The organism is Streptomyces sp. NPDC001828 (assembly GCF_042892175.1).
Classification (GTDB): Bacteria; Actinomycetota; Actinomycetes; order Streptomycetales; family Streptomycetaceae; genus Streptomyces.
The window spans coordinates 247,678-258,533 of record NZ_JBIATV010000011.1 but is presented as its reverse complement, the minus strand read 5'-3'; the positions used below and the strand labels follow the sequence as shown (position 1 = coordinate 258,533).

Below are 10,856 nucleotides of genomic sequence, written 5' to 3'. Positions count from 1 at the left end.
CCGTATGTCATGAAAAGGGATCAGATGCTCCCCAGTCGGCGGACGCTCCTTCGCATCACCGCCTGTCTCGGAGCCGCCGCCGCGGTCCGCGTGCTCACCGCTGAGGACACCGTCGCCCCGGCGACCGCACCCCGCGCGGCGCCGCCCGTCGCGGGCCCCCAGGCCGCCGCGCCCCCCGTGCGCGCCAGCGCGTACCGCCTGGAGCCCATGACCGCCTACACCCCGCCGCGCTACCACACCGCGCTGCCACCGGTGCGCACCAAGCCGTTCCTGAGCATGCCCCAGCTGGGGGAGCGTTCCATGGTGCTCACCTTCGACGACGGGCCCGACCCGCGCTACACGCCCGGCATCCTCAAGACGCTGCGCGAGCACGACGTGCGCGCGGTGTTCTTCCTCTGCGGCGAGATGGCCACCGACAACCGGGACCTGCTGCGCGAGATGCGGGACGACGGGCACGTGGTCGGCAACCACACCTGGACCCACCCGCAGCTCAACAAGACGGCCCCCGCCCTGATCCGCTCCGAGATCGGCCGCACCAGCGAGGTCATCGAGCAGACCCTCGGCGAAGCACCCCAGTGGTTCCGGGCGCCGTACGGGGCGTGGAACCGCAATGTCTTCGAGATCCAGGCCGAGATGGGCATGGAGCCGCTCGCCTGGACCGTCGACACCCTCGACTGGACCACGCCCGGCACCCCCAGCATCATCAGCCGGGTCCTGGAAGGGGCCGCGCCCGGCGTCGTGGTGCTCTCGCACGACGCGGGCGGCGACCGCTCGCAGAGCGTCGCGGCCCTGCGCACCTATCTGCCCGAACTCCTCGCACAGGGCTACGAGTTGAAGGTTCCGCCGCGCCGCAGATGAGCCCGGCGGGGAAGGCTACCTCGTCTCGATCAGGCGGGCGAACGCCACCACGTTCCCGTCGTACCCGCGGGCCCTGGAGAAGCCGCCGCCGCACGTGATCACCCGGAGCTCCGGGTGCCCGGTGTCGCCGTACACCCGGGCACCCGGGAAGGTGGCCTTGTCGAAGACCTCGACGCCGTACACCTCGAACACCGCGGTGTGGCCGTCGAACCGGTCCACCTCGATGTGGTTGCCCTTCTGGAGGGAGCCGAGCCCGTAGAAGACCGCCGGGCCCTTCGTGTTGTCGACGTGGCCGACCACGACCGACGTGCCGCGCATGCCCGGGGCCACGCCGTTCTGGTACCAGCCCGCCAGGTTCGGGTCCTGGGGAGGGGGAGCCTGGATCCAGCCCTGGGAATCGGTGCCGACGTCCATGACGGGTGCGTTCACGTTGATCGCCTCGATCCGCACGCGGGAGGCCGGGGCGAAGGGCAGCGGCTCGACCGGTGCGGCCGACGGGGCCGGTGAGGCGGCCCCCGCGCTGCTGGTCAGCGCCGCCGCCGCGGCGGGCTGCGGCGGTCCCATCGTCACGTCCGCGCCGTTGCGCATCAGCGCGATGCCGGTGAGCATCACCAGGGCCAGGGCCCCCCACGGGGAGTATCTGCGACGCTCCATGCCGTACTCGTCTCGCGCCATGTCTCCGTCTCCTTCGCCGTCCGCCCTCAGCGCCTTCGAGCAACGTAAGGGCGGGGCGTGCGCTCGGCGATCGGGAAGCGGCGAACGGGTGCTGTCCACCGGGCCTGACCCATCCGGGTAACGCGGCGGCAAAAATGATCTGACGGCCTGTGACCTGCGGGTCCGTCAGATTCCGGGGCCGAACGCGGGCCCGTGGTTCACCAGGGTGGATCAGTGCCGAAATGCGGCTTGTATGAGCGGCAGTGAGGGTTCGTCATGGGAGGCGTACTCGTCGATCATCCCGGAGCACGGCTTCGGGGCGTCCTCCCATGGAGGTTCAACGATGCGTGCTTCACGCGCTCTAACGGTGGCGCTGGCGGTCGGCGCCATGGTCGGGTTCGCCGCCCCGGCGGCCGTCGCCGGGGGCCCGCCGGGTGGCGGCGGCGGCCCGACCAATGTCGAAGTCGACCCCTACGCGGTCCACCGGGGCGCCACCTTGAGGATCACCGCCAGGGGCTGCCACAACGGCGGCAGGGTCAGTTCGAACGCCTTCGACGAGGTCCACCTGTCGTCGGGCGACGTCAACTACGCGACCGCGAGGATCCACGACTCCACGTCGCCGGGAAGTTACAGCCTGGCGGTCAAGTGCAACGACAACGACCGGGTGGCGACGCGCAGCTTCCGCGTCCTGGAGGGTCGCGGAGCCGACGGCGGGCTCGGTGGCGCGGCCGGCCCGACCAACACCGAGATGGCGGTCGGCGGCACCCTCGCCGGAACGGCCGCGATCGGCGGCGCGCTGTTCATCGCCCACCGCCGGCGCCAAGGCGTACGGGTCTGACCGGGACGAACCTCCCCGGAACGACCTGAACGGCCGGTCGCCCCCGAGTCCTGGCCAGGACTCGGGGGCGACGGGTGTGTGCGGGCGCGCCCGCCCGCGACCGGACAGACCCTAGTGGCGGCGGGTGGCGGAGCGCCGGCGGTACAGGGCGTAGGCCGTGCCCCCGGTCGCCAGGGCGATCAGCGTGGCGCCGGCCGCGAGTTCGACGGGGCTCAGGGAGCCGTCCACGCTGCCGCCGAGGCCGCCGCGGACGCCGAGCGGAGTGGTGGCGGTGGGCCGCACGGTGGGGCGGACGGTCGAGCTCGTGGTCGGCGAACCGCCGGAGATCGTCAGCTGGGTGGTGCCCCGCGCGCCGTCGCAGGAGAACGTCACGGTGTACGAGGCGCCGCGCTTGGCGTCCCAGTCGACCGTCGCGTTCCTCGAACTGTCCTTGGGCACGGTGACCGTGTCGAAGACTCCGGAGGACACCGTCGCGGCGCTGGAGCAGCCGGTGACGTTCAGCGTGACCTGACCGCCGGGCGCGCTCACCGAGGGGGTCACGCTGAAGGCGAACGGCGTGATGTTGCTTCCGCCCGTGCTGCCGTCGGCCGCGGTGGCGGCGGTCGGCGCGGCGAGGGAGAGGGCGGCAGCGCCGAGCAGGGTGGCGGATGCGATGCGTATCGCGCCCATGGTCAGTCCTCCGGTCCCCGAGGAGCAGCTGCGGAACCGATTCCACATTGGGGGTGATGCACCTCGATGCCCGAAACGCTAGGAGGCGGCCCGGTGTGTCGCGATCGCTGTCCGGCGAATGGGGCATCGGCTTCCCCCGCCCGGCCGAGCGAAGGCCCCGCCGGTCCGGCGGAGCCTCGGGGCGCGGCCCGCCGGGCCGGGGCAGTCAGCCGATGCCGGGGAACAGATCCATGAACGGTCCCGCGGTCGCCGAGATGCCCCGGCCGAAGGGGGCGTCGAAGTCCCAGATCAGGAAGAGCAGGAAGGCGATCAGGGCGCTGAAGAGACCGGCCAGCAGCAGCTCCCGCCAGCTGCGCCTGATCTGCATCGTGAAGATCAGCCCGACCGTGACGAGGGCGCCGATGATGAGGCCGAACCACACGACCCCGGGCATGGTGGCGCCCGCCCCCTGTCCACGGGCGGTCCGGGCGGCGTCCACCGCGCCCACCTGGTCGATCACCGGCTGGTAGGCCTGGGCCTCGAAGTCGTTCGCCGGGTGATAGTCCGTCACATCGCGGCGGATCCTCTCCAGCTTCTCGGTGCCCTCGTCGGTCAGGTCACCGTGCTTGGCCATGTGGCTCCACTCGGTGTGCACCACGTAACTGACGTACGCGTCGACGTCGGCCCGGGTCCGGTCGCGCACCTCCGCCGGGTACACCTGGACGCGCTGGCTGATCTCGTGCAGGGCCTGGGCCTCCTGCTGGACATCCGCCTGGGCGGCTCCTCGGCCCTCCCAGACGCCGGCGATGGCGAGGCCGAGGACGATGGCGTACACCACGCCGATCATCATCGTCATGTACTCGATGACGTCGGGGGTCTCGGACGTGTCGACGTCCGGGGTGATCCGGCGGCTGCTGAACAGGGTGATGGTGAGCACGACCGCGCATGCGGCGGCCATGGCGATGACCAGGACGAGCCAGTCGGACAACGGGACCTCTCAAGGAATTCGGGCTCAGCGCGAGCGGGAGCCGGAGCGGGAGCGCAACAGGGCCGCGCCGATGACGGCGGGGGCGGTGATGAGCAGCGTGAAGGTGACGGGGGAGAGCCGGGGCGCGGGCTTCTTGCGCGGCGGCATCTGGTAGTTGCGCAGGGTGATCCGGGGCAGGGCCTGCGGGCCGGGGCGCGGCGGCGGCGTGCTCGGGGCGGGCGGCACCACGGGCGCCACGGGCGGCGCGGGCGGACGCGGCGCCGGGGGCACCGCCGCGGGTGGCGCCGGATGCGGCGTCGGACGCGGTGCGGGGCGCGGTGGCGGGGTCGGCCGAGGGGCGGGCCGGGGCGGGGGCTTGGGCGCCGGCGGGGCGGGCGGCGTCGGGGTCGGCGGCGTCGGGGTGGGCGTGGGATGCGGGTGTGGATGCGGATGGGGGTGGGGGTGCGGCGGCCAGGGGCACCGGTGGCCCGTGCCGGCGACGGCCCAGGGCGAGCCGCTGCTGCCCTGCGTCACGGAGGCGTAGGCACAGGCGTCGGCCCGAGTGGCCGGGGCGGGTGCCGACAGAAGCACGGTGAAGGCCGTCGCGGCGAGCAGCCGTCCGGCGAGGTGTCGTCCTTGCACTAGGTGATCATCGGGCCGTGGAGCCCCCGCCATAGGGGGCGTAGAACCGATTCGCCTGAAGGGGGGACTTCCGGCGGATGTGCGTTCGCCACGTTGACCCGCTGTTCGGGACCGTTCGGAAAAATTTCCCCGTCCGCGTTGAACGCACGGTCACCCGCCGCCCGTACTTAGGGCCATCACCCGGCGCATCCGGCGCCTCAACAGCCTTACGGACAACGGGAGTTGACATGAGTACCTGGCGCAGCGCATCGCTCGCGGCAGCGGCGGCAGCAGTACTGGCACTGACCGCGACGGGCTGCGGCCAGGACAAGGGCGGCAGCGGCTACGCGGGCAGCGGCAACGGACAGCCGGTCGGCAACGCGAGCGCGGCCCAGCCCGGCGACAACGCCTACGGGTCGGGCGGCGGATACGGGCAGGCCGGCGGCGCAGAGTCGGCCGCGAAACAGGCCGGTCAGCTGACGGTCAGCGACAGCAAGGAACTCGGCAAGGTCGTCACCGACAGCGCCGGGTTCACTCTCTACCGCTTCGACAAGGACACCGCGAGTCCGCCGAAGACGAACTGCGAGGGCGACTGCGCGAAGGCGTGGCCCGCCGTGCCCGCCGACGGCGTCACCGCGGCCGCGGGCACCGACGCCTCGAAGCTCGGCTCGGTCACCCGCGCCGACGGCACCAAGCAGCTCACCATCGGCGGCTGGCCGATGTACCGCTACGCCAAGGACGTCAACCCCGGCGACACCAACGGGCAGAACCTGGGCGGCACTTGGCACGCCGCCGCGCCCGACGGCAAGAAGGCCTCGGCCGGGGCCCCGGCCGCCCCCGCCGCCGCGATGCCGGGCCTCTCCGTCCGCAAGGACGCCAAGCTCGGCGACGTCATCGTGGACGCCCGGGGCATGACCGTCTACCGCTTCAAGAAGGACTCGGCCTGGCCCATGAAGTCCGCCTGCACCGGCGCCTGTCTGCAGAAGTGGCCGGCCGTCGCGCCGGTCGGGAAGAACGACACCAAGGGCATCGCCCTCAAGGGCTTCGTCACCTTCAACCGGCCCGACGGGGTCAAGCAGCAATCGATCACCTGCTGGCCCGTCTACACGTTCTCCGGCGACACCAGGCCCGGCGACACCAACGGCCAGGGCGTGGGCGGCACGTGGTACGCCGTGTCCCCCGAGGGCAAGCTCGTCGGCGCACCCAAGTAGCCCGGGGCCCAACGCCGTCGGCCCGTCACCGCGACCCCCGCGCGGCGGCGGGCCGACGCACGTGTCCAGCCGGCGATACGATGGCGCGCGCTCCCGCGCCGACCCGTACGATCCTGTGCACTTGCCCTGGGCGTGTGACTAATAACGGACGAGCATTTTCCGTTTTTACTCGCTCTCTTGGCGGACGATCAGTAGCCTCAGGCGCAAACAATGGTCATGGTCATGGCCGTCCTGCGGCGACTTGTTGGAGACATTGATGGAGCGTCCCGCCTGGGCCCCTCAGGGCATCGACATCTCGGTGCCGAGCGTGTCCCGCATATACGACTACTACCTGGGCGGTTCGCACAATTTCGAGGTCGACCGGGAAGCGGCCCGCGAGGCCATGCGATTCATGCCGGGCCTTCCCAAGGTCATGCAGGCGAACCGGGCCTTCATGCGCCGGGCCGTGCGATTCGCGGTGGACGAGGGAATCACGCAGTTCCTGGACATCGGATCCGGAATCCCGACTTTCGGAAATGTCCACGAGGTCGCCCAAGCGGCGAACCCCGAGGCCCGGGTGCTGTACGTCGACCACGACCCGGTGGCCGTCGCGCACAGCCGCGCCGTTCTGGAGGGCAACGGCCGCGCCGGGATCGCCGCGGCCGACCTGCGCAAGCCGCACGACATCCTGAGCGCCGCCGAGAACTCCCAACTCCTCGACCTGTCCCGGCCGGTGGCCCTCCTCCTGGTCGCCGTTCTGCACTTCGTCGAGGACCAGGACGACCCGTACGCGGCCGTCGCGACCCTGCGCGACGCGCTCGCCCCCGGCAGCCTCCTGGTCCTCACCCACGCCTCCTACGAGGGCATCCCGCTCAGCGAGGAAGAGGCCGGCGGCACGGTGGGCGTCTACCGCAACATCAAGAACCCCCTCGTGATGCGCTCCGCCGAGGAGGTCACCGGGTTCTTCGAGGGGTTCGAGGTGCTGGAGCCGGGCCTGGTCTCGATGCCGCTGTGGCGGCCGGAGGGCGAGGCCGACCAGGAGGATCCTTACGCCTTCTCGGGCTTCGCCGGTGTGGGGCGCAAGGCGTGAGCAAGCCGCCCAAGCCGCAGGCTCCGGACCTCGCGCCGGACAGTCCCGAGGACCGGCTCAGACGGTTCGCGACGATCTGGAGCCGGGCGATCTTCCCGGTCACCGCGACCTCGCTGACCCGCCCCGAGTTCGAGCACCACCTCGTACCGCTGGCCCGCCGGCTCATCGACGCCCTGCACGGGCGGCACTTCGACCCCTCGCCCGCCCAGGAGGTCGGCGCCGCCCTGGTCGCCGTGCACTGCACCGACCCGGACGCGCTGAGCCGCACCCTCGGCGTGGTCGAGTCGTATCTCGTCCTGTACTGCGGCGCGGGCGAGGAGCTGCCCGCCGAGGAGGCGCGGGCCCGCTGCGCCCGGCTCCAGCACGCGCTCGCGGCCGGCTTCGCCGTGGCGCTGCGCGAACGCACCCGCTCCGAGCAGGAGGCCATCGCCCGCTCCGCGATGTCGGCGCGCAGCGCGGCCCTGGACGCCCTGCACGCCACCGAGACCCGGTTCCGCGCGGTCTTCGAGGGCGCCGCGATCGGCATCGGCATCGCCGACCTCGAAGGCCGGGTGCTGGAGGTCAACGAGACCCTCACCCGGATGTTCGGCGGCATAGAGGGCCAGCTGCGCAGCCGCAACGTCAGCGAGTGGGTGCACCCCGAGGACGCCCCTCAGGTCTGGCGGCTCTACGACGAACTCGTCCGGGGCGAACGCGACCACTACCGGGTCGAGAAGCCCTACTACCGCGGTGACGGCACCGTCCTGTGGACCAATCTCACCGTCTCGCTGCTCCGTGACGCCGAGGGCGTTCCGCAGTACCAGCTGGCGCTGATGGAGGACACCACCGAGCGCCGGCTGCTCAATTTGCGGCTGCGCTACGAGGCCACGCACGACGCCCTCACCGGACTGCCCAACCGCACCCTGTTCTTCGAGCGCCTGGAGAAGGCACTCGCGCCGGGCGCCGGCAAACGGTTCGGCCTCTGCTACCTGGACCTCGACGGCTTCAAGGCGGTCAACGACAGCCTCGGCCACTCGGCCGGCGACCGGCTCCTGGTGGAGGTCGCCGACCGGCTGCAGAGCTGCGCGACCGGGCCCGGCGAGATGGTGGCCCGGCTCGGCGGCGACGAGTTCGTGGCGCTCACCACCGGACCGGACACCGAGTTCGAGGCGGACGAGCTGGCCTCCCGCATCCTGAACACCCTCGCCACCCCGATCCGCATCGAGGGCCGAGAGCTGACCGTGCGCGGCTCGATCGGCGTCGTCGAGGGCCCGGCGGGCGAGCGCACCGCGGCCGAGGTGCTGCGCAGCGCGGACATCACCATGTACCGGGCCAAGTCGGCGGGCGGCAACCGCTTCCAGTTCGCGGACGCCGAGGCCGACGCCCGCGCGATCACCCGGCACGGGCTCACCAACGCGCTGCCGGCGGCCCTGGAGCGCGGCGAGTTCTTCATCGAGTACCAGCCGCTCGTGCACCTCGGCGACGGCAGCGTGCACGGCGCCGAGGCCCTGGTCCGCTGGTCGCACCCGCAGCACGGGGTGCTGGGGCCCGACCGGTTCATCCCGCTCGCCGAGCACACCGGGCTGATCGTGCCGCTCGGCCGCTGGGTGATGCAGGAGTCCGTACGGCAGGCTCGCGCCTGGCAGCTGGCCCACCCCGGTGCCACCGACGGCGGACCGCTGCGCATCAACGTCAATCTGTCGCCGACCCAGCTCTACCACCCGGGCCTGGTCGCCGACACCGTCGAGATGCTGGAGCGCACCGGGCTCACCCCGGGCGCGCTGTGCCTGGAAGTCACCGAGTCCGCGCTCATCGGCGCCGACGACGACCTCCTCAAGCCGCTGCGCCAGCTCGCCGAGATGGGCGTCGACATAGCCCTGGACGACTTCGGCACGGGCTACTCCAACCTCGCCAACCTGCGCCGGCTCCCGGTGAGCGTGCTGAAGCTGGACCGGTCCTTCACGCAGTCCATGCAGCAACTGCCCGCCGATCCCGTGGACATCAAGATCGTCGAGGGGATCGTGTCGCTCGCGCACAGCCTGTCGCTCGCGGTCACCGTGGAGGGCGTCGAGACGGGTGCCCAGGCCGAGCAGCTGAAGGAACTGGGCTGCGACACGGCCCAGGGCTGGTACTACGCGCGGCCCGGCGCCCCGGACCGGATCCACTCGCTGGCCCTCGTGGACGCGGTGTAGCCGGAGCCGCCGCCGTTGGACACGAGCGGGCCCCGCCCGAGCGCCTTCCCCAGGCGTCCGGGCGGGGCCCCGCCCGTGCGTGGTGCGCCCCGCGCACACGGAGCCCGGCTGACGGGGGAGCCGGATACGCGGGCGCGGCCCGGGCGGGCAGTAGCCCACGCGGCCCCGTTCTGTCAGTCCGTAAGGTTCCGGATTCTCCGTTCGCGACGCGCGTCGCTACCTTCCGAAGCGCTCGGCACCCGACGGTTGGACCAACCGTCACCGCGCTTCCCAGGAGGTCACGTTGACCGCGCGCCACCCCACCCGCGTCCGCGGACCGCTCGGCCGCGCCGGGTCACCGCACACTCCGTCCGCCGCGCGACGCGCTCGCGGGGCGCCCCGTCGCGCCGTCATGGCGGTGTTCGCGTCCCTGCTGCTCGCGGCGGGGATCCTGGCCGGCGCCTCGCCCGCCTCCGCCGCGCCCAGCGACCTGTGCGCCCAGGTCGGCTACACCGCCGGCTTCCGCGGCGACAGCCTGGTGACCGCCGTCGCGGTCGCGCTGGCCGAGTCCAGCTGCAACCCGTCGGCGACCAACGTCCAGAACAACACCCCGCCCTCCACGGACCGGGGTCTGTGGCAGATCAACAGCTACTGGCACCGCGAGGTCGACGACAACTGCGCCTTCGACCCCCAGTGCAACGCGAACGCGGCCTACGTCATCTCCTCCGGCGGCACCAACTGGGGGCCCTGGTCCACCTACAACCAGGGCGCGCACCTGCGGCACATGGGCGAGGCACAGGACGCGGTGGACCGGCTCGGCCACCACGAGCCGGGCCCCGCCCCGCTGGTGTTCCCGTCGGAGTCGGGGCGGGTGGTCTCGTCCCGTTCGTCGGACGGACGGCTCGAGATCTTCGCGGCGGGCGCCGACGGCATCCACCACGCGTGGCAGGTGGGGGTGAACGGGGCCTGGTCCGAGTGGGAGCCCCTGGGCGGCCCGGCGGGCGCCGAGCTGGCGATCGGCCCCAACGCGGACGGCCGGCTCGAACTCTTCGCGATCAACGGCACCGTGTTCCAGCACCGCTACCAGCTGGCGCCCTCGGGCGGCTGGTCCGGCTGGGAGGATTTCGGCGGGGGCGGCAAGGACATAGCGGTCGGGGCGAACGGCGACGGGCGCATGGAGGTCTTCGCCTCCGGCCCGACCGGGATCTTCCACAAGTACCAGACCGCGGCGAACAGCGGCTGGTCGCAGTGGGAGTCCGCGGGTGGCGGCCCCGGCAACAGCCAGATCGAGATGGAGAAGGCGAGCGACGGGCGGCTCGAGGTCTTCGCCATCAACGGCGACGTGTTCCAGCACCAGTACCAGACGGCCGTGAACGGCGGCTGGTCCGCGTGGGAGGACTTCGGCGGCGGCGGCCACGATCTGACGGTGGATCACAACCAGGACGGGCGGCTCGAAGTCTTCGCCTCGGGACCCAAGGGCGTCTTCCACAGGTACCAGACGAATCCGGCCAGTTGGTCCGGCTGGGAGCCCACCGGAGGCCCCGCCGACTCCCAGCTCACCAGCGAGCGCTCGCCCGACGGCCGGGTGGAGGTGTTCGCGACCAACGCCGGCGTGGCCCAGCACCTGTGGCAGACCGGGGTGAACGCCCCGTACGGTCAGTGGGAGACCTTCGGCACCGGCGGTTCCGAGGTCGTCGCCGCGACCAATGCCGACGGCCGCATCGAGGTCTTCGGTACGAGTGGGGACGGCGTCCACCACCGGTGGCAGACGGGCTTCTCGACCTGGTCCGAGTGGGCCTGGCTCAACAGCACCTCCGGGCCGCCCGTGAACTGACCCCGC

At 72.2% G+C, this 10,856-nt stretch carries 10 protein-coding genes; 6 read left to right on the top strand and 4 right to left on the bottom strand.

Translation table 11 applies throughout. The features are described from left to right. The first annotated feature begins 9 nt into the window (after positions 1-9). Positions 10-858 carry a polysaccharide deacetylase family protein gene (locus tag ACFYZA_RS28500; protein ID WP_388493459.1) on the top strand — a complete coding sequence of 283 codons (849 nt, stop codon included), beginning with the start codon at positions 10-12 and terminating at the stop codon, positions 856-858. 15 nt (positions 859-873) lie between these two features. Here ACFYZA_RS28500 and ACFYZA_RS28495 read toward each other — a convergent pair whose 3' ends face one another. Further along, positions 874-1,533, bottom strand: coding sequence for a class F sortase (locus ACFYZA_RS28495; protein WP_382586330.1), 660 nt, complete (start codon positions 1,531-1,533; stop codon positions 874-876). A gap of 346 nt (positions 1,534-1,879) precedes the next feature. Here ACFYZA_RS28495 and ACFYZA_RS28490 point away from each other — a divergent pair, with 346 nt between their 5' ends. Next, positions 1,880-2,350 (top strand): hypothetical protein, encoded by a 471-nt coding sequence (locus ACFYZA_RS28490; RefSeq protein ID WP_388493457.1) that lies wholly within the window; start codon positions 1,880-1,882, stop codon positions 2,348-2,350. 111 nt (positions 2,351-2,461) lie between these two features. On the opposite strand, the gene ACFYZA_RS28485 is transcribed toward ACFYZA_RS28490, so the two are convergent. From ACFYZA_RS28485 to ACFYZA_RS28475, 3 genes are all read right to left on the bottom strand, one after another. Next, positions 2,462-3,019 (bottom strand): hypothetical protein, encoded by a 558-nt coding sequence (locus tag ACFYZA_RS28485; RefSeq protein WP_382586336.1) that lies wholly within the window; start codon positions 3,017-3,019, stop codon positions 2,462-2,464. 205 nt (positions 3,020-3,224) lie between these two features. Further along, on the bottom strand, positions 3,225-3,986 hold the full coding sequence (locus ACFYZA_RS28480; protein WP_382586339.1) for a DUF4239 domain-containing protein: 762 nt from the start codon (positions 3,984-3,986) through the stop codon (positions 3,225-3,227). Positions 3,987-4,010: 24 nt separating this feature from the next. Next, entirely contained in the window at positions 4,011-4,607 is a 597-nt protein-coding gene (locus tag ACFYZA_RS28475; protein WP_388493455.1) for a hypothetical protein, read from the bottom strand. A gap of 227 nt (positions 4,608-4,834) precedes the next feature. Between ACFYZA_RS28475 and ACFYZA_RS28470 the strand changes: the two genes are divergently transcribed. The 4 genes from ACFYZA_RS28470 to ACFYZA_RS28455 all read left to right on the top strand — a co-directional run bounded on the left by ACFYZA_RS28470 (position 4,835) and on the right by ACFYZA_RS28455 (position 10,850). Continuing rightward, entirely contained in the window at positions 4,835-5,797 is a 963-nt protein-coding gene (locus ACFYZA_RS28470; protein WP_388493453.1) for an SCO0930 family lipoprotein, read from the top strand. Between the two features lie 256 nt (positions 5,798-6,053). Next, positions 6,054-6,866 (top strand): SAM-dependent methyltransferase, encoded by an 813-nt coding sequence (locus ACFYZA_RS28465; RefSeq protein WP_382586348.1) that lies wholly within the window; start codon positions 6,054-6,056, stop codon positions 6,864-6,866. Next, the gene (locus tag ACFYZA_RS28460; protein WP_382586351.1) at positions 6,863-9,037 is read left to right on the top strand and encodes a putative bifunctional diguanylate cyclase/phosphodiesterase; all 2,175 of its coding nucleotides are present in this window, start codon (positions 6,863-6,865) and stop codon (positions 9,035-9,037) included. Before ACFYZA_RS28465 ends, ACFYZA_RS28460 begins: the two co-directional genes overlap by 4 nt. 391 nt (positions 9,038-9,428) lie before the next feature. Then, positions 9,429-10,850 carry a transglycosylase SLT domain-containing protein gene (locus tag ACFYZA_RS28455; protein WP_388493534.1) on the top strand — a complete coding sequence of 474 codons (1,422 nt, stop codon included), beginning with the start codon at positions 9,429-9,431 and terminating at the stop codon, positions 10,848-10,850. Positions 10,851-10,856: the final 6 nt, after the last annotated feature.

Excerpts from the sequence above, each read along its gene's own strand:
- ACFYZA_RS28485 (WP_382586336.1), bottom strand. The coding sequence starts at position 3,019 with ATGGGCGCGATACGCATCGCATCCGCCACCCTGCTCGGCGCTGCCGCC.
- ACFYZA_RS28500 (WP_388493459.1), top strand. The coding sequence starts at position 10 with ATGAAAAGGGATCAGATGCTCCCCAGTCGGCGGACGCTCCTTCGCATC.
- ACFYZA_RS28470 (WP_388493453.1), top strand. The coding sequence starts at position 4,835 with ATGAGTACCTGGCGCAGCGCATCGCTCGCGGCAGCGGCGGCAGCAGTA.
- ACFYZA_RS28495 (WP_382586330.1), bottom strand. The coding sequence starts at position 1,533 with ATGGCGCGAGACGAGTACGGCATGGAGCGTCGCAGATACTCCCCGTGG.
- ACFYZA_RS28465 (WP_382586348.1), top strand. The coding sequence starts at position 6,054 with ATGGAGCGTCCCGCCTGGGCCCCTCAGGGCATCGACATCTCGGTGCCG.
- ACFYZA_RS28455 (WP_388493534.1), top strand. The coding sequence starts at position 9,429 with ATGGCGGTGTTCGCGTCCCTGCTGCTCGCGGCGGGGATCCTGGCCGGC.